Origin of the sequence: Roseivirga pacifica (genome assembly GCF_900111145.1) — a bacterium.
GTDB classification, from domain to species: Bacteria; Bacteroidota; Bacteroidia; order Cytophagales; family Cyclobacteriaceae; genus Roseivirga; species Roseivirga pacifica.
This window is the reverse complement of the sequence record NZ_FOIR01000001.1, coordinates 1,809,915-1,826,742: the sequence shown is the minus strand read 5'-3', so window position 1 is coordinate 1,826,742 and position 16,828 is coordinate 1,809,915. Positions and strand designations below refer to the sequence as shown.

Here is a 16,828-nt window from a genome sequence, read left to right as displayed (position 1 = left end):
TTTGAGTAATTGCTTTATTGACGCAATTAATCAGCTATCGGTTGCGTACCTCTTTCAACCTACTAAGAATTCTACTTTATGTCAGCTTATTTAAGGTGCTATCCTTACATTTGTTGGCGTAAACAATTAATAGCTATGGAATTAAAAAATGTTGCCCTAAACGACCTCCACGAGTCACTTGGCGCTAAAATGGTGCCTTTTGCAGGTTACAATATGCCTGTACGTTACTCATCAGATATTGAAGAGCACAACACAGTAAGAAATGCTGTTGGTGTTTTTGACGTATCGCACATGGGAGAATTCGTTTTGGAAGGACCTGAGGCCATGGACCTGATCCAGCGCATTGTGAGTAACGATGTTTCTAAGCTGGTTGACGGACAAGCACAATACGCATATTTGCCAAACGAAACTGGCGGGGTGGTAGACGATCTTTTGATTTACCGATTTAACCAAGAAAAGTGGATGTTGGTGGTGAATGCCTCAAACATTGATAAAGATTGGGACTGGGTAAACAAGTATAACACAAAAGGTGTGAGCTTGAAAAACGTTTCGGACAACTACTCTCTTTTTGCAGTACAAGGCCCTAAAGCAACAGCAGCACTACAAAAGCTTACTGACGTAAACCTTGAGGACATCAAGTTTTACAACTTCATAGTTGGCCCAATGGCTGGTGTAGATCACGTTATTATTTCGGCCACCGGCTACACTGGTGCTGGCGGATTTGAGATTTATGTTCACAACGACCACGCTGAGTCTGTATGGAAACAGATTTTCGAAGCAGGCGAAGAATTCGGCATTAAGCCAATTGGCCTTGGTGCAAGAGATACCCTTAGACTTGAAATGGGCTACTGTTTATATGGCAACGACATTACTGACGAAACTTCTCCGCTAGAAGCCGGACTAGGTTGGGTTACAAAATTCACCAAAGATTTTACCAACTCTGAAGCACTTAAAGCTGAAAAAGAAGCAGGCGTAAAGCGAAAGTTGGTAGGCTTTAAAGTGCTAGACAAAGGTATTCCACGCAGTCATTACGAGTTACTAGACGCAGAAGAAAACGTAATAGGCGAAGTAACCTCAGGCAGTATGTCGCCTTGCATGGGCTGCGGCATTGGCCTTGGTTATGTTACCAAAGCATTTAGTGCTCCTGGCAGCGAAATTTACGTAGCCGTGAGAAACAGAAGACTAAAAGCAGAAGTTGTAAAGCTTCCTATCTACAAAAAATAAAAACTTTAAAGGCAGTGGCTAATACGAGCTGCTGCCTTTACTTTTTACCTCACCCGCCCCATTAATTATGAAAATAGAAGTTTGCTATACGCCCGAACTCATCAAGCAATTCGACCTAAAAGGAAAAATTGTAGTGGTGATAGATGTACTGAGAGCTACCAGCTGCATGGTGGCCGGCATGGGTTCTGGAGTTGAAACCATACGCCCCGTAAGCTCCATTGAAGCCTGTACCGAGTTAGGCGCTAAAGGCTATATAATGGCGGGCGAAAGAGGCGGAAAAAAGGTAGAACACTTCAACATGGGCAATTCTCCATTTGAGTATATGGAGGATGCTGTTAGGGGCAAAAAAGTAGCCACAACAACAACCAATGGCACCAAAGCCATTGAGCTTTCGGCAGATGCTGACGAGATAATTGTAGGAGCCTTCCTTAATCTTTCGGCAGTTGTAAACTACTTAGAAAATAAGGGCAAAGACATTGTGCTTTTTTGTGCTGGTTGGAAAGGCCGTTACAACCTAGAAGACAGCCTTTTTGCAGGAGCAGTTTGCAATGGACTTAGAAACACCGCTGCTTTTGAGGATGATGCCACGCTTTCTGCGCTTTTTCTATACCAAAGCATGAAAGACGACCTGAGTTACTACATTAGCAGAAGCAACCACGCTGCCCGATTGAGCAGTTTTGGTATACTCAGGGACATTGAATACTGCGCCAAAATAGACGAGTTCTCAGTTGTCCCTAAGCTATTGGACGACCATTTAGTGCTTTAAACTTGCGGCTGTGGAGTTTGGGCAGTCTGTCGCTCTTCCTCTCTCAAATCCACCTGAACTTCAGCATTTTTCAGTACAGACTTTAAGCGTTTCGACTTTTCTCTGAGTCCGTAAACCCACTTATTCATTGGTTGGAAGATTGCCGGCAAATCGTTTCTGAAAACATCGCAGAAAAGTACCACGCGGGTTTCTTCAGTTCTATTCCAAACGGCATGCCTGTAAGTATCATCAAACAGCACATCTTCACCATCTTTCCAGTCGTAGCGCTCGCCACCATTTACAATGTAGCACTCACCTTCTTTAGGAATTACCAAACCTAAATGATAACGATAAACCCCTTTGTAAAAACCATTGTGTGGTGGAATATGCTTTTGCGGGCCAAGAATTGAAAACATGGCTGTAGTAATTCCCGGAATTTGCTTCAGCAATTCGGTTGTTTTTGGCGCTTTTGCGCAGTTTTCATCCTGCCAATTGTCGTATGCTTTAAACATAAACACGCGCCAAGCAGCATTGTCCTTATCCGAAATAAATCGTTGAATTTTGTCTACTTCGTGAAATTTCGGGATGTTGTTTTCATTTTTCAACACCTCTATTAACTCTTCTTGAATTACCTTCCAGTTGTCTTTTAACAGCTTATGTTCAGGAAAATACTTTTCCAAACTCACCATTGGAGGGTTTTTAAAAAACATTCTCAAGACCAACGAAAATGTAATTGCAATTAAGCTTGGCTCAATAAAATATAGTACCACATTGAGCAAAATAAAAAGTAGGACGATGCCTAAAATAACCTGAAGAACTATCATATCGCTATAAAAAGTTTTTGACCACTTAGAGTTCCATTGAGGCTGAAAAATGCAACACAAAAAAATCCATAGCAAATTTACTATGGATTTATTTCAATTTTTTACCCGTAAAACAACAGGGTTAATTAAAGCTTAACGTAAGTTGTGGTTGCTTCAGTGTTTATTGTCATTGGTATTTTTTGTCCCATGGCATCTAGGTCACCAGAAACCTCCTGAATAGTTTGCGCTTTAGTAGGCACTCCATTACTGGCCAAATCGAAAATTGATTGCTGAGTACCGTTCATTTTAGCTTTCATGTTCATTCCCATGGCCGAAATATCTCCATCCATGCTGATTGTTCCTTCACCATAAATGGTTTGGTCATCCTTAAAACTCATATCCATTGATACATCAACAGGAATATTGCTCACTACGGTTACATTATGTATACCCCACTCTCTTTTTCCATCTTCAGGATAAATCTCGAACTGAGTATTCATTGTGGTCTTCAAGTTGTCTTCACTGTAAATGGCTAACAACTCGCCAGACTGAGCAGCAAACTGGGTTCCCGCAAGTTCCTGCTCCATTGCCTCAACCATCTCATCAACCCCTATTAACTCAAGTACCTTTCCTTGACGGTTCATCTTCATTGAGTAAGATTTATTAACCATTATACTAAAGGGCTTATCTATTGCTTCGCTGCCTTCAGAATTCATGATGGTTTCACCCATACCATTCGGCATATTCATTTTAAGGAAACGCCTCTTACCAGTAACTTTAATTGTGAATACATCACCAGAAACATCTACCACCTCAAGCAATTCAGTTGTCTCCATATTCATTTTTGTAAGCATTTCCTGTCCCATTACACTTTGTGTAATAGATTGAGCCATAATCACATTCAGTTCGTACTTCTCTCCCTTTTTGAAGTTGTAACCGTCAATTTTAGGCTTAGCTGTAGGCAGCAAGGTTAATGCGCCTACCAAAAGTGTCATTATTAATTTCATCTCTAGCGTAATTTTTCGTTGTTCTTATGTCTATCCTTATCCCTGGAAGTTTTTCTGTCCATTCTGCTTTCCCAAGCAGCTTGCAGATCCACTCCAGTTTGATTTGCCAAACACACTACCACAAATAGTACATCTGCCAACTCTTCTCCAAGGTCTTTTGTTTTATCGGACTCCTTTTCTGATTGCTCGCCATACCTTCTGGCTATAATTCTGGCCACCTCGCCCACCTCTTCGGTAAGCTGTGCCATATTGGTGAGCTCATTGAAATAACGCACACCAAACTCGTTAATCCAGTCGTCTACCTCTAACTGAACCAAGCGCAATCCTTTAGTATCTTCTGTCATGGTTACTGTTTGTTTTTTGTATCGATTAAAATGGTCACCGGACCATCGTTGATAAGGGCAACTTTCATGTCGGCACCAAACTCTCCACAGGCCACAGGTTTGTTTAAATCCGCTGCCATTTGGGTTTTGAAAGCCTCATAAAGGGGGATAGCAATATCGGGCTTTGCAGCTTTAATGTATGAAGGTCGGTTGCCTTTTTTAGTACTTGCATGCAGCGTAAACTGACTGACAATCAGCGCCTCGCCATCCACATCTATCAGGCTTTTGTTCATTACACCAGCTTCATCTTCGAAAATGCGCATGTTGGCTATTTTTCGGCTAAGCCAAGTAATATCTTCCTGATCATCGGCCTCTTCTATTCCCACCAAAATCATCACTCCTTGACCAATTGAGGCTTTAATTTGGCCCTCGATAGTAACTGACGATTCGGAAACTCGCTGAATAACTGCTATCATTTGGACGCAAAAAACCTGATAAAAAACTTAGGATTCAAGCGAATTGCATATTTTCACCCTATGCGCATTAGGCTCTATTGGCTTCCTGTTTTTTTATTGTTAACCATTGCTGCATTTTTTGCTTACAAAGCATTACAAGCACCACTTAGCTACGAACTAGCCCCCGCTTTTGACGGCAATGAGTACACCCTGATTTACAATTACTTCACCGGAAATTCCGACAGTTTCGATGTATCTTTCCCTTTTCACCAGCGGATTTTCGTTCCGTATTTAGCCAGCCTAATTAACAAAGAAGTAATCCACGATTTTCAATGGATCAACCTAGTTTTTTCTCTGCTTACCGTATGGATGCTATTTAAGCTTTGGCGCGAATTGGGTTTTGAGCTAAAGTGGTTTTGGGCAGGCTTTGTTTGGCTCATATTCCATTGGACGGGAATGATTAGACTCAATGCCTTTGACCCAATAACCGTAGATGTACCCACGTATTTCTTTCAAACGGTTTTTCTATGGGCCGTTTTAAAACGAAAATTTGTACATCTTTTATGGTTAGCCCCACTAGCGACTTGCCAAAAGGAGTCTTTTGTAGCGCTGCCCATTATCCTCTTTGTTTATGCCTGGTGGCACAATAGAAAGACAGAAGAAGGTTTTTACAGTCTATATATTATAGCAGGCTCGGCTGTTTTGGCATTGGCTGCACAGTGGTTTATTAACTTCTACTTTCCACCAATTGAAGCTGGTAAAGGCGCACTCATCACCATTGGCTATCACGCCAAGCAAGCACTGCTAAACCCTTTTGAAATAGTCCGTTGGTTGGCAGCCATTTCAATGGCTTTTGGCCCTGCCATTTGGTGGGCCATCAACCGCTACCGGAAACACTATTACTACGATAATACACGCAATTTGCTGGTCATCTTTACTGCATTATACCTAGCTTTTGGCATTTTAGCCGGTGGCGATATGACACGCATTGTCTATCTGGGCTTTCCCTTTATTGCCACATGGCTTATATACGAACTACAGCAGGCTGATTTCAAAAAATATTGGCTGCTGATTGTTTTCTCTTTGCCGCTTATGATGCTGCATACTGCTATTCCCGACCCTGCCTTTCAATGGGAAACATGGGAGAATTGGTATCCAGAATTCTCGGACAACTATTTCATAGGTATATTGATTTCCTACACTATCATGACCACGCTATTTTTGACAATAAACCCACGCACAAAATGAGTTTTGGATACGGCCCAGGGAACGAAGCACAGAAATCGACAAGAGGAAACAAGGCCTTGTTAGGCAAAAGAAAAAGCCTTCAAGAGTTGAGGAAAGAAAATGGCTCTTTTTCTGAGGGGAAATTAGAATTCAAGAAACTTAGTCAGCAAGAGCTTATTGAATTTAAAATTAAAGTAAGAAAACAGAAGAAAAAGGAAAACATCCTACTCGTACTGACACTTATTGGCTGTCTGTTATTAGGCACTCTATTCTATTATTTATTAACCAAGTAGTCCGAACAATAACTATCATTTTCACCTTTAAATATTTCCTATCTTAAAGGCTCTAAAACAGATAAATATGAAGCGTTCTTTCTTAGCCCTTTCCGGGGCCATACTTTTTAGTTTTTCAGCGCTTGCCCAAAAAGCCGAACCCGTTTTTAAAGATGGAGAAGCTCAAATAGTTGAGGCATTTAATAATCCTGACGAATGGATTCGCGAAGATCTTTGGGTAGAAACTGAGTTTGACACCGATGGTGACGGCAAGCCAGACCGTGTGCATGTGGATGTAACACGCCCAAAACAAACCGAAACTGAAGGTTTAAAATTACCTGTGGTGTACGAAAGCAGCCCTTATTATGCAGGTACGGCCGGTATGGCTCCTGGCTTATTCTGGAATGTAAAACATGAACTGGGTGCTACCCCTCCACCACGCACTCATGTAGAAGTAAAAAGAAGAGGTGAACGCCCGATTATTTCTAACTCACAGATTCGTACTTGGGTGCCACGCGGTTATGTTGTGGTGCACTCTTCCTCTCCAGGAACTGGTCTATCTGATGGTTCGCCAACCGTTGGTGGCGACAATGAATCTTTGGCTCCCAAAGCCGTGATCGAGTGGTTGTCGGGCAAGGACAACGGCTATACTTCACGCGAAGGAAACGAAAAAGTACAGGCTTATTGGTCTACCGGAAAAGTAGGCATGACAGGCACTTCTTACAATGGTACACTTCCGCTAGCGGCAGCAACTACTGGAGTTGACGCACTAAAAGCGATTATTCCAATCGCACCGAACACTTCTTATTATCACTATTACCGCTCTAATGGTTTGGTAAGAAGCCCAGGTGGATACCTAGGCGAAGATATTGATGTGCTTTACGACTTTATTCACAGTGGTGATGAGTCGAAGCGTGCTTACAATAACCGCACGGTACGCGATACTGAAATGGCGAACAACCTGGATAGGGTAACAGGTGACTACAATGACTTTTGGGCCGGGCGTGATTATTTGAATGACATGAAACCAATGAAGGCTGCCCTGTTAATGTCGCACGGTTTTAACGATTGGAACGTAATGCCAGAACACAGCTACCGCATTGCAAAAAGAGCCAAAGAAATGGGCCTGCCAGTTCAAATCTATTATCACCAAGATGGGCACGGTGGACCTCCACCAGTTTCGCAAATGAACCGATGGTTTACCAAGTACCTGCACGGCATTGATAATGGTGTAGAAAACGATGCAAAGGCTTGGGTGGTGAGAGAAAGAGACTCGCAAAAAGAACCAACTGCCTACGCAGACTACCCTCACCCAGCAGCGCAAGATGTAACCTTGCACTTGACAAAAGGAGGAAACACTGCTGGTAACCTTACGACAGCAAGTAGTAAAGCAAAAGCAACGGAAAAGTTGGTTGATGACGTGAATTTCTCTGGTGCTGATTTAGCCAAAGCAAAGACTTCTGAAAACAGACTCTTGTACCTAAGCCCTACTTTAAAAGAAGCACTTCACCTATCGGGCGTGGGTAAAATTGAAATAAAACTAGCCAGTAGCAAGCCCGCTGCAAACCTATCGGTTTGGTTGGTTGCATTACCTTGGAACGAAGCTGCTGATGCTAAAATTTATGACAACATAATTACCCGTGGTTGGGCAGACCCGCAGAATTATAAATCACTCAGTAAAAGTAAGCCATTAAAACCAGGCAAGTTTTATAGCCTATCGTTCGACTTACAGCCAGATGACCAGATTATTCCGGCAGGCCAGCAAATAGGCTTAATGATCTTTTCTAGCGATAAGGAATTTACACTACACCCAGAGCCAGGTACCGAGCTAACGATAGACCTAGATGGCACAAAACTAACGCTACCAGTAGTTGGTGGAAAAGCAGCTTTTGAGAAGGCCGCGAATTAAGGAATCAAGCTTATGGGCTCTTTCTCAAGTTAGAAATGAGCTCATATTTTTTCACCCCTTAGTACTTAAAGTACGAATCAGCCTGTAAATCAGAGTTAATACTCCTATCAACATAAGGAACAGGAGAAACCACATCAACAGGAACGTCCAGTTCGTGGTAACATAATAAGTATCGTATAATTGAAGGTCGCTAGATCCCGTTAAATCCAAGGGAGCTGTTGCTGTTAGGAAATAGAAAAAGATGGCTGAAATAGTGCTTGCCAACAACCAAATTTTCCAGAGCCCTCCTTTCATCTTCAAATCCACCAATTCCCAAATCAATTACATCTTCCGCATAATTTCCGACTCATAGAAGTAACATCCCTTATCTTCTTGCCGAGCCACTTTTAGCATGGCATCTACCACTTTATCAGCATGAATAGGGCGGTACTTTTTCCATGGCCCAATAAATGGAATGATGCGCGTAATGAACTGCGCAAACTTTTCACCAGGACGATTTTCATTTCTATCACCCCGCAACAGCGATGGACGAAAGATGTATATGGTGCGGTAATTCAGAAATGAAATGGCGTGCTCTAACTCTCCCTTTAAATTAAGGTAGAAATTGCGTGAGCCTTTTTTAGCTCCAAGGCTTGAGATTAGAAAAAACCGACTGGCACCTTCCCTTAACCCACGTTCTGCCAAATTGTAGCAGTAGTGATAGTCCACCTTACGGTAGCTTTCCTTATCCTTCGACTTCGCCTGCGTTGTACCCAAGCAACAAAAGATGTCATCTCCTTTCGGAAACGCCTCCATTGTTTCTAGCGCATCAAAATCTGTTGTGATTTCACTCAGCTTTTCGTGCTGAATACCGAGAGGCTTTCGTACCAAAGCGATTACCTGACCGTAGCTTTCGCTTTGTAATAGTTGTTGCGTTAATGACCGGCCAATCAACCCGCTTGCACCGGCAATGATTGCTGTTTTTGAATCCATACACCTAAAATAGCCAAAAATTCGCTTTGAATCGAAGCGCCTTTGTCTTTGGCATACCACAAATGCATGTATTCGGAAAACTCAGTACCTGTGCGTTCTTGCGAAACTTTGTTAGCCAAAAACTCACGCTGAATCACCTCTGGCCTTGGCCCCCATTTACCCAATACTTGCAGTGTCGCAGTATCAATAGCAATTAAGATTGGGATGGAACGGCCACCATTGGTTAAAAACTGATCCATCAGTTCGGGTTGTTCATCGCGCAACGCTAGCTTTAAGTCGATCAACTCGTTGGCCTCAGCCATTTTATGTATAAACGGAAGTGTTTGTCCGGCATCGCCACACCAGCCTTCGGTTATCACCAGCCAAGTCATAGGCCTATTCACTTTAGCGATTTGCTCAACAAGTTGCTCACTGAGCTTCCCAACCTTTTCCCACTTCTTCATGCGCTTTTGGCTCATTCGCGCATAGTCAACATAAGCCGCTGTTTGTTTAGGCCCAGTGGTTTTTCCTTCATCCATCAGCTTATCAATCAGACTTCTATATGCCTGATAGCTCATGGCTTCATCCAACAATGCTTGTGTAATCACTCCCATATTTCCTTTCAAAAAACAGGGATTTAACAGAAAGGTTAATCAGAAAAGTTCACCTCTTCCCACTTTTTGTAGTTGTTAAGGTCGTCTTGAAAACATTTACCCAACCAAACCAAAATCGTAGCATCGTCTACCAAACCAGCAACAGGAATAAAATCTGGTAATGCATCCAGTGGAGCAATAAAGTATAGCAAGCCAGCCACAATCATAACCAGCGTTTGCCATGGCAAGCCTTTGTAATTACCATTAATTGTATTGGTAAGCATTCTAAGCACCAGTTTTACATACTCTACAAGCTTTCCTTTCAAACCTTCGTCCGAATCGCTCGCGGCAAGTTTTTCTTGTGCTTTTACTAAGGTGCTGCGCAAAGCAGCATTATCGTTCACAATTTGCTGTGCCTTTTTCTTAAACTTCTCAAAAAACCTAAGTTGTTTTTTGCTTGGCTCCTCCTGCTCCATATTACATTATTTGGCGTACTTCGTGCTTCAAAAACTTCAGCGTTTGACTAATTACGTCTTGTTCTCGCTGCATCATCAATTTAAAAATTGCTTCCGAAAGGTCAATCGAATTTTTATCAGGACCAATTTGAACCGAAGCTTCCTGAATTAAACTGATCACTTCATTCATTGTTCCGCGTATGCGATCCCATGCTTCATCGGAAAGGTAAATTTGCTGCGATAAGTTATGGTGAAATTCATCCCTGATTTCTTTGAGCAATTGCTGCTGAAAAACAGGCGCTGGCATATCCGGATCGCTCAAACGTAGCAACATATTATTGGGAGAAATTCGCTCAACAAATAGCGTCATACGCTCATATGCCTGTAGCCTCAAAGGCAATACGGTTTGATCATTCTTAGATTTATTAGCTATCAATTGTTGTTCAAAAGTCTTCTGCAGAAAGCTTTTCACTACCAAAAACATAGCATACAAAACTAGCGCTGCTGGTACCAAAATCTTGATTAAATCGGAGAGGTATTCCATAAATGAACTTAAAACGAGAATCCGTGTTTTTTATTTGCCTTGAAAATAGTGAGAATATCTGTTAGGTATTAAGTTTGGATTCGAAAAGGAGAAAATTCGTATGACACTAGAGCCAGTATCGTTGACCCCTGCGGCTATTTCGGAAGTAAAAGAGATCATGCAAAACAAAAGCATACCAGAAGGTTACGGCTTACGAATAGGCGTAAAAGGCGGTGCTGGTTGTGCTGGCTTAGGTTACCAACTAGGTTTCGATAAACCAAAAGAGGGCGACATTACCTACACTATCGAAGGAATTCCTATTCATGTTGAAAAAAGACAAACCATGTACCTTGTGGGCTTAGAGGTTGACTATTACATTGGCAACGATGCACAAGGCTTTACTTTTGTCAACACAAATAATGTATCTTCAGATTAAAAACAATCTGAATGCAGCACGCACATTTAGAAAAGATACTTTCTTTCATCAATTCCATTGGCATTCCCGTTCAGGAATGTGATTTACCTACCGAAACATTTATCCCCGGAATTAAAATTGATAAAGGGACACTCTTATATGACCCCGAGAAGTTAAAATACCCTGGGGATTTATTGCACGAAGCCGGCCATATAGCCCTAATGACTCCTGAGGAAAGAAGAAAAATTGCGGGAGATGTAGCATCATTTCGTCCACCAGGAGTCGATGACGAGGTAGCAGTTATTTTATGGTCATACGCAGCACTAAAGCATATTAAAATTCCAATTGAAGTGGTTTTTCATGAGAATGGCTATAAAGGAGATGCCCAATGGCTCATAGAGCAGCTTGAAAACAAAACCTACATTGGCTTACCGCTATTATCTTGGATGGGAATGTGCTCCGAACAAGATTTCCCAAAGATGAAAGCTTGGATAAGAACCCAATCTGCATGAAAAAGGATGTTTATGTACTGGGCACAGGGCTATCTCACAATGGGTCTGTAGTTATTTTAAAAAACGGAAAAGTCGCGATTGGCATCGAAAAAGAACGAATCTCTCGGGTTAAACACGATGGGGGTAATGACAGTCTTGCGGTTCAATACTGTTTGAACGCTCTAAACATCACGCTTGCCAATATCGATCTTGTTGTTCAATGCGAGAATTTCTGTACTCCTCCACAGGACCAGTTTTCAGGCAAAAGGCTTTTTGAAGATTATCCAGAAACCCAATTTCATACCATTTCTCATCACTTGGCTCATGCCTATAGCGCTGTTGGAATGTCTCCGTTTAAAGCCTTTAATGTATTAGTCATGGATGGCTGCGGTAGCCCATACGAACAATGCATAGAACCGGACAAACCTTTATTGACCGATATTAACCTAGCCGATGAAGTAGGTATGGTCTGCGAAAAAGACAGCTTCTATCACTATGATGGAAAGACTTTGAAGACCATTTTTAAGGACTTTAGCCCTATGGAAAGCATAACCCACACCGGATATCAGCTACCAACAACAAGGCATTCCATAGGTGGGTTTTATGCAGCCGTTAGCAACTATTGTTTCGGCAATATGGACGATGTAGGCAAGTTAATGGGCTTGGCTCCCTATGGCCGTAACAGCAAAATTGACTTTAACCCCTTTGAGCTGAAAGATGGACGAGTATTCTTAAATGGCAATTGGTATTCACCATTAAAAACACCAAACAACAGTTGGGATGGACTGAAATCGAATTTTGGCCATTATGCTGAAGTTGCCTTTTGGGCACAACAGCAGGTCGAAATTGCTGTTGCATATACTGTAAACCACCGACAGTCTCTTTCCCCTAACTTCCCTCTTTGTTATTCTGGTGGTGTCGCGCTGAATGCAGTGGCTAATGGCAAGCTTGTGCAACAAGGTCTTGTCAAATCACTGTTTCCAGAACCCGCGGCTGCCGACAATGGCTTGGCCCTGGGCTGTGCCTATTATGGCTGGCTGAAACTGCTCCAAGGAAACAAAGTTCAGCACGATGGCTCTACCTGTTTTGGCAAAACTTATACCAACGAAGAAGTACTCAAAGCCATTCAGAATTACCCAGTTTCTTTTACCTATCGCCCAATTGATGACGACTACACTGTAATCACCAAACTAATTGAATCGGGCAAAACTGTGGGTTGGTTTCAGCATGGAGCAGAATTTGGGCCAAGGGCCTTAGGTCGCAGGTCAATTCTGGCAAACCCCGCTAAAGCAGAAATAGGCAAGCACATTAACAACAACATTAAATTCAGAGAGGACTTTAGGCCTTTTGCCCCTGCGGTACTCAAAGAAGATGCGCACCTTTACTTTGAATACGCTTATGAAAGCCCACATATGATTATGGTTGACAAGGTGAAACAGGCTTCTAAAGGTTTACTTGCAGCCACAACACATGTAGATGGTTCGGCAAGGGTGCAAACAGTAACAGAAGACTGGAACCCTAGATTTTACAATCTATTAATAGCTATGAAAAGGCAAACTGGGCATGGTGTGTTACTCAACACTTCTTTCAATAAGAAAGGTCAGCCCATTGTTGAAACTCCCGAACAAGCTTTGGCACTATTCAATGAAACAGCTATGGATGTTTTAGTAATAGAAAACTACCTTATTCTGAAACCTGATTAATTGTCATCAGCTCTCTTAACCAATCATTCAATTCAAAATCCATCACCAAATGAACCCGATCAATTTGGCTATTATTTACCACCCTGTGCGGGTCAGATAGCCTCAAGTACCAACATTCCCCTGACTCCATATTTACACGATCATTATTTACATAAAACGCCACATCAGCATGTGTAATGAGCGGAATATGCAGCCTAACTTCATCTAAATCTAAATCAAAGTCCTTGTGCTCCTTAATCTCAGAACCGGCCGCTAACTTCATTAGCCTAATAGAGCAATATTTAGTCTTGAAACGGTCTATTACTTTCTGAAAGTAAGGGCAAGCTTCTAAAAAAGGGGTTGGAATAAAGTCCTTATCTCCCGGTATAGCAGAAGCCATTAAAATAGGATGATCTCTCCCCTTTTGAGCCGTTAGTGGTATTACTGACCAGTCGCCTTCGTAATTATCCTTTACAAAATGAGAAATCCAGTCGACTTTGGCTTCGGCAGTTTTTAAGTCTGCCAAAAGTCTTTCAACATCGAATTGAAATGGGAGTTTTATTCTGTCTGTGTGCATTTACCAAAAGATAAGAAGGCACCTTATAAATTCATAAGCTGAGTACTATATTTGACAAAATTCTCACCTATAGCCATGAACGACATCACCATACTAACAGACGACCGTTACGTTAATCCACAAAACCCCGATTGGTATGTAAGCAACATTTTAAAAGAGGATGGTTTAGTGAAAACCGCACTTGAAAACAAAGGATTCAAGGTAACCAGAAAGAGTTGGAGTGATCCAGAATTTGACTGGTCAAAAACAAAAGCAGTACTTTTTCGCACTACGTGGGATTATTTCGATAGATATGCTGAATGGAAAGCTTGGCTAGAGAACACCAGTAAAGTCACTCAAATGATCAATCCGTTTTCAACCATTCAATGGAATATGGACAAGCATTATTTAGGCGGCTTAAAGAAAAAGGGTGTAAACATTCCTGAAACGCTTTACCTAGAGCGTGGTACCCAAACCACTTTAGCAGACTTACTAAAAGAAACAGGCTGGAATGACTGTATTCTAAAGCCATGCATTTCTGGTGCTGCGCGCCACACATACAAGCTCAACCAAAATAACACTGGTGAACATGAAGCCACTTTTCAACAGCTAATAGCTGAGGAAGCATTTATGCTTCAGCCTTTTCAGAAAAATGTGGTAGAAAAAGGTGAGGTATCATTAATGGTAATGGGTGGACAATTTACACATGCTGTGCTTAAAGTAGCCAAGCCAGGAGATTTTCGCGTGCAAGATGACTTTGGTGGAACAGTACATGAATACACTCCAAACAAAGAAGAAATTGCCTTTGCCGAAAAGGCCGTAGCCGCTTGTTCACCGCAACCTTTTTACGCTCGTGTAGACGTAATTCGTGACAATAACGATGAATTAGCCGTAATAGAAATGGAGCTAATTGAGCCAGAATTATGGTTCCGAATGAAACCTGAGGCTGCAGATGTTTTGGCGGCAAGTATTAAATTATAGCAAACACAGGATATGGGACTATTTTCAAAAAAGAAAAGTAAATCGTACGAGGTCAATAAAGAGAAGTTCAAGTGCACGGTATGTCAGCATGACAAGTTTGACCAACGATCTGCTCAACTAAACACATCACTCGCTAGCTTTCTTGGTGCAGATTGGCTCAACACATCCGCTGAGTGCCTAGTTTGCGATAAATGTGGATATATACACTGGTTTTTGGTTTAGGCTAAACCTCCCATACATCCTCGTTTGCAACGAGGACTATGGAAAAGCGCATCTGCGATGCTCAATATAAAAACTCAAAAGCACTGTGGTAACCGCCTATTTTTTGGGCGTAGTCAATCACATTATTGAAGAAGCTGTCTTTGCCGAGTGTGGCTGAATCGCCAATGATTACCAAGCGGGTTTTGGCGCGGGTCATCGCTACATTCATTCTTCGGTATTCCTTCAAAAAACCGATTTCACCTTTGTCGTTACTACGAGTTAGACTGATGTACATGATGTCACGCTCCTGCCCTTGAAATGCATCCACAGAGTTTACCGTAATTTGTTCTCGCACCGTATCAAAAGCTGCCTCTACTTTTAGTAGATCAGTGACTTTCTCTACCTGTGCTTTATAAGGTGCTATTATTCCAACTGTTTGCCGGTCTTCTGGCAAGTTTTCAGCCAGATGTTTTAAAAGCAGTCCGGCTTCATCCTCGTTGAAAGTACTGAGTGTTTCCTTTTTCACTTTTTCGGCAAAACCGCAGCCAGCAGTATCGATAAAAGCAAAGTGTTCAATGGAATTGCCTCTTTCCCTTAACATTACCTCTTCTGCTGCTTTCAGCCCACCTCGATAGAAATTATCACTAGAGAACTGCATAATGTGAGGGTGCATTCGGTACTGAGTCTCTAGCATTACAGAAGCATCAGGTAGCTTCATCGCCTTTTCGAAGAGTGTGTTTTCAAGGCCTTCCTTTCCCGCCTTTAATGATTTTACGGTTGGAGGAAGCTGCATATGGTCGCCCGCCATCACTACGTGATAAGCCTTGCGAATGGCAATCCAACAAGCAGGCTCAAGTGCCTGTGATGCTTCATCGATAAACACGGTTTTAAAAACTCTGTCTTTCACCAAACTGTGCGTGGTACCCACCAAGGTACAAGCAATTACTTGCGCCTGATCCACCAGGTCATCCGTAATATGTCGTTCTATGCGTTTGGCATCATCGCGATAAAGCCTGGCTTCCTTCTTCAGCAAATCGCGTTGATAGCGCTCTTCCCTACCAAAGTTGCGTTTATACTGATGCGCCATTCGCTTGTACTCCTCCTCTTTCTTTCGAATCTCTTTCAACTCTCTGAAAAATGGGTGATGCCATATTTTTACATCTAGACTATTCTCAATAACTTCTGGTGTTAACCGGGCAGGGTGACCAATGCGTAGCACATTCAAACCTTGTTCTGCTAGCTTTTCCACCAACAAATCTACCGCTGCGTTGGACTGCGCACTTACCAACACCTGCTTCTCCGTTTTCACCACCTCTTTAATGGCATGAACCAGCGTGGTGGTTTTGCCGGTACCGGGAGGGCCATGAATAATGGCAATATCCTTCGCATTGAAAACTTTAGTGAGCGCCTGGTTCTGCACATCATTCAAATGAACCGACTGATATTCAAACCCTTTTTTGAATTCAAGCGGCTTGGCCCCATAAAACAACTCTCGCAAATCGGCCAAGCGACCTTTCTCGGCTGTTAAAACATCTTTGAGCGCAAAACCCATTTCACGATAGGTGCCTTCATCGAATAGTAGGTTTACGCCCAGCCTACCCTGGTTCAGCCAGTCAGGAAGGTTGGCACCGTTTAAAACGATGCGCATTTTGTTTTTGCGAACAAAACTCACCACCGCTGACACTGTATCCTCTTCGTCATGATTGCTAAAAAGGCTCACCACCGAACCAGTTTGAAAAGCGTGATTCTGATCGATGTTGGCAGTTCTATCTAATTCCAGCGTGAACCTTTCTCCTGTACTGATAAAGCGGTTAACCACTACGACAGGATACCAAGTAACGCCTTCCTTTTTCCGCTGATCGAGCGAAGTATTGAGCATTTTGCGCTGATATTGCGCATAGTCTTCATCTTTTTCAATCTTTAGCAGATTGCTAAGTTTGGCTATTTCCGACTGGGCTGGAGTCATTGAAGGTAGGTAAGTGATGAGCGAGTGAGGTTAGGAAGAGGTTGCTGAG

Annotated in this window: 19 protein-coding genes; 9 read left to right on the top strand and 10 right to left on the bottom strand. The window is 42.3% G+C overall.

Going from position 1 to position 16,828, the window contains the following annotated elements; translation table 11 throughout:
- The first annotated feature begins 135 nt into the window (after window positions 1–135).
- Window positions 136–1,224: a glycine cleavage system aminomethyltransferase GcvT gene (gcvT, locus tag BMW98_RS08260; protein ID WP_090258025.1), complete on the top strand. Its 1,089-nt coding sequence runs from the start codon at window positions 136–138 to the stop codon at window positions 1,222–1,224.
- Window positions 1,225–1,291: 67 nt separating this feature from the next.
- A complete protein-coding gene (locus tag BMW98_RS08255; protein ID WP_245733516.1) occupies window positions 1,292–1,990 on the top strand; it encodes a 2-phosphosulfolactate phosphatase in 699 nt (232 codons plus the stop codon).
- Here BMW98_RS08255 and BMW98_RS08250 read toward each other — a convergent pair.
- From BMW98_RS08250 to dtd, 4 genes are all read right to left on the bottom strand, one after another.
- Window positions 1,987–2,658 carry an aspartyl/asparaginyl beta-hydroxylase domain-containing protein gene (locus BMW98_RS08250; RefSeq protein WP_162844703.1) on the bottom strand — a complete coding sequence of 224 codons (672 nt, stop codon included), beginning with the start codon at window positions 2,656–2,658 and terminating at the stop codon, window positions 1,987–1,989. The genes BMW98_RS08255 and BMW98_RS08250 overlap by 4 nt on opposite strands.
- 260 nt (window positions 2,659–2,918) lie before the next feature.
- Window positions 2,919–3,779, bottom strand: a complete 861-nt coding sequence (locus BMW98_RS08245) for a DUF6263 family protein (protein ID WP_139177454.1) — start codon at window positions 3,777–3,779, stop codon at window positions 2,919–2,921.
- A gap of 2 nt (window positions 3,780–3,781) precedes the next feature.
- A complete protein-coding gene (locus BMW98_RS08240; protein ID WP_090258021.1) occupies window positions 3,782–4,123 on the bottom strand; it encodes a nucleotide pyrophosphohydrolase in 342 nt (113 codons plus the stop codon).
- Between the two features lie 2 nt (window positions 4,124–4,125).
- Window positions 4,126–4,578, bottom strand: coding sequence for a D-aminoacyl-tRNA deacylase (gene dtd / locus BMW98_RS08235; RefSeq protein ID WP_090258020.1), 453 nt, complete (start codon window positions 4,576–4,578; stop codon window positions 4,126–4,128).
- A 60-nt stretch (window positions 4,579–4,638) separates the two neighbouring features.
- On the opposite strand from dtd, the gene BMW98_RS08230 reads away from it, so the two are divergent.
- The 3 genes from BMW98_RS08230 to BMW98_RS08220 all read left to right on the top strand — a co-directional run bounded on the left by BMW98_RS08230 (window position 4,639) and on the right by BMW98_RS08220 (window position 7,965).
- Window positions 4,639–5,805, top strand: coding sequence for a hypothetical protein (locus tag BMW98_RS08230; protein WP_139177452.1), 1,167 nt, complete (start codon window positions 4,639–4,641; stop codon window positions 5,803–5,805).
- Window positions 5,802–6,077: a hypothetical protein gene (locus tag BMW98_RS08225; RefSeq protein WP_090258018.1), complete on the top strand. Its 276-nt coding sequence runs from the start codon at window positions 5,802–5,804 to the stop codon at window positions 6,075–6,077. The genes BMW98_RS08230 and BMW98_RS08225 overlap by 4 nt, the downstream gene beginning before the upstream one ends.
- A 67-nt stretch (window positions 6,078–6,144) precedes the next feature.
- A complete protein-coding gene (locus BMW98_RS08220) occupies window positions 6,145–7,965 on the top strand; it encodes a Xaa-Pro dipeptidyl-peptidase (protein ID WP_090258017.1) in 1,821 nt (606 codons plus the stop codon).
- A gap of 321 nt (window positions 7,966–8,286) precedes the next feature.
- On the opposite strand, the gene BMW98_RS08210 is transcribed toward BMW98_RS08220, so the two are convergent.
- From BMW98_RS08210 to BMW98_RS08195, 4 genes are read right to left on the bottom strand one after another with little or no spacing between them, the layout of a single operon-like run.
- Window positions 8,287–8,937, bottom strand: coding sequence for an NAD(P)H-binding protein (locus BMW98_RS08210; protein WP_090258015.1), 651 nt, complete (start codon window positions 8,935–8,937; stop codon window positions 8,287–8,289).
- Window positions 8,895–9,542: a thioredoxin family protein gene (locus BMW98_RS08205; protein ID WP_139177450.1), complete on the bottom strand. Its 648-nt coding sequence runs from the start codon at window positions 9,540–9,542 to the stop codon at window positions 8,895–8,897. The genes BMW98_RS08210 and BMW98_RS08205 overlap by 43 nt, the downstream gene beginning before the upstream one ends.
- A gap of 23 nt (window positions 9,543–9,565) precedes the next feature.
- Window positions 9,566–9,985 (bottom strand): YkvA family protein, encoded by a 420-nt coding sequence (locus BMW98_RS08200; RefSeq protein WP_090258013.1) that lies wholly within the window; start codon window positions 9,983–9,985, stop codon window positions 9,566–9,568.
- 1 nt (window position 9,986) lies between these two features.
- On the bottom strand, window positions 9,987–10,508 hold the full coding sequence (locus BMW98_RS08195) for a DUF7935 family protein (protein ID WP_090258012.1): 522 nt from the start codon (window positions 10,506–10,508) through the stop codon (window positions 9,987–9,989).
- Between the two features lie 100 nt (window positions 10,509–10,608).
- Between BMW98_RS08195 and BMW98_RS08190 the strand changes: the two genes are divergently transcribed.
- The 3 genes from BMW98_RS08190 to BMW98_RS08180 are packed head-to-tail and all read left to right on the top strand — an operon-like array spanning window position 10,609 to window position 13,096.
- Window positions 10,609–10,923, top strand: a complete 315-nt coding sequence (locus BMW98_RS08190; protein WP_090258011.1) for a HesB/IscA family protein — start codon at window positions 10,609–10,611, stop codon at window positions 10,921–10,923.
- An 11-nt stretch (window positions 10,924–10,934) separates the two neighbouring features.
- Window positions 10,935–11,414, top strand: coding sequence for a hypothetical protein (locus BMW98_RS08185; RefSeq protein WP_090258010.1), 480 nt, complete (start codon window positions 10,935–10,937; stop codon window positions 11,412–11,414).
- Complete coding sequence (locus BMW98_RS08180; protein WP_090258009.1) at window positions 11,411–13,096, top strand: carbamoyltransferase family protein; 1,686 nt, start codon at window positions 11,411–11,413, stop codon at window positions 13,094–13,096. Before BMW98_RS08185 ends, BMW98_RS08180 begins: the two co-directional genes overlap by 4 nt.
- On the opposite strand, the gene BMW98_RS08175 is transcribed toward BMW98_RS08180, so the two are convergent.
- Entirely contained in the window at window positions 13,077–13,652 is a 576-nt protein-coding gene (locus tag BMW98_RS08175) for an aspartyl/asparaginyl beta-hydroxylase domain-containing protein (protein ID WP_090258008.1), read from the bottom strand. The two genes, BMW98_RS08180 and BMW98_RS08175, sit on opposite strands and share 20 nt — an antisense overlap.
- Before the next feature lie 75 nt (window positions 13,653–13,727).
- On the opposite strand from BMW98_RS08175, the gene BMW98_RS08170 reads away from it, so the two are divergent.
- Window positions 13,728–14,612 (top strand): ATP-grasp domain-containing protein, encoded by an 885-nt coding sequence (locus BMW98_RS08170; protein WP_090258007.1) that lies wholly within the window; start codon window positions 13,728–13,730, stop codon window positions 14,610–14,612.
- Window positions 14,613–14,895: 283 nt separating this feature from the next.
- Here BMW98_RS08170 and BMW98_RS08160 read toward each other — a convergent pair whose 3' ends face one another.
- A complete protein-coding gene (locus BMW98_RS08160; RefSeq protein WP_090258005.1) occupies window positions 14,896–16,779 on the bottom strand; it encodes an AAA domain-containing protein in 1,884 nt (627 codons plus the stop codon).
- Window positions 16,780–16,828 lie beyond the last annotated feature (49 nt).

Excerpts from the sequence above, each read along its gene's own strand:
- BMW98_RS08175 (WP_090258008.1), bottom strand. The coding sequence starts at position 13,652 with ATGCACACAGACAGAATAAAACTCCCATTTCAATTCGATGTTGAAAGA.
- BMW98_RS08245 (WP_139177454.1), bottom strand. The coding sequence starts at position 3,779 with ATGAAATTAATAATGACACTTTTGGTAGGCGCATTAACCTTGCTGCCT.
- BMW98_RS08170 (WP_090258007.1), top strand. The coding sequence starts at position 13,728 with ATGAACGACATCACCATACTAACAGACGACCGTTACGTTAATCCACAA.
- BMW98_RS08240 (WP_090258021.1), bottom strand. The coding sequence starts at position 4,123 with ATGACAGAAGATACTAAAGGATTGCGCTTGGTTCAGTTAGAGGTAGAC.
- BMW98_RS08160 (WP_090258005.1), bottom strand. The coding sequence starts at position 16,779 with ATGACTCCAGCCCAGTCGGAAATAGCCAAACTTAGCAATCTGCTAAAG.
- BMW98_RS08230 (WP_139177452.1), top strand. The coding sequence starts at position 4,639 with ATGCGCATTAGGCTCTATTGGCTTCCTGTTTTTTTATTGTTAACCATT.
- BMW98_RS08220 (WP_090258017.1), top strand. The coding sequence starts at position 6,145 with ATGAAGCGTTCTTTCTTAGCCCTTTCCGGGGCCATACTTTTTAGTTTT.
- BMW98_RS08225 (WP_090258018.1), top strand. The coding sequence starts at position 5,802 with ATGAGTTTTGGATACGGCCCAGGGAACGAAGCACAGAAATCGACAAGA.
- BMW98_RS08185 (WP_090258010.1), top strand. The coding sequence starts at position 10,935 with ATGCAGCACGCACATTTAGAAAAGATACTTTCTTTCATCAATTCCATT.
- BMW98_RS08195 (WP_090258012.1), bottom strand. The coding sequence starts at position 10,508 with ATGGAATACCTCTCCGATTTAATCAAGATTTTGGTACCAGCAGCGCTA.
- BMW98_RS08180 (WP_090258009.1), top strand. The coding sequence starts at position 11,411 with ATGAAAAAGGATGTTTATGTACTGGGCACAGGGCTATCTCACAATGGG.
- BMW98_RS08255 (WP_245733516.1), top strand. The coding sequence starts at position 1,292 with ATGAAAATAGAAGTTTGCTATACGCCCGAACTCATCAAGCAATTCGAC.
- BMW98_RS08190 (WP_090258011.1), top strand. The coding sequence starts at position 10,609 with ATGACACTAGAGCCAGTATCGTTGACCCCTGCGGCTATTTCGGAAGTA.
- gcvT (WP_090258025.1), top strand. The coding sequence starts at position 136 with ATGGAATTAAAAAATGTTGCCCTAAACGACCTCCACGAGTCACTTGGC.
- dtd (WP_090258020.1), bottom strand. The coding sequence starts at position 4,578 with ATGATAGCAGTTATTCAGCGAGTTTCCGAATCGTCAGTTACTATCGAG.
- BMW98_RS08200 (WP_090258013.1), bottom strand. The coding sequence starts at position 9,985 with ATGGAGCAGGAGGAGCCAAGCAAAAAACAACTTAGGTTTTTTGAGAAG.
- BMW98_RS08250 (WP_162844703.1), bottom strand. The coding sequence starts at position 2,658 with ATGGTGAGTTTGGAAAAGTATTTTCCTGAACATAAGCTGTTAAAAGAC.
- BMW98_RS08210 (WP_090258015.1), bottom strand. The coding sequence starts at position 8,937 with ATGGATTCAAAAACAGCAATCATTGCCGGTGCAAGCGGGTTGATTGGC.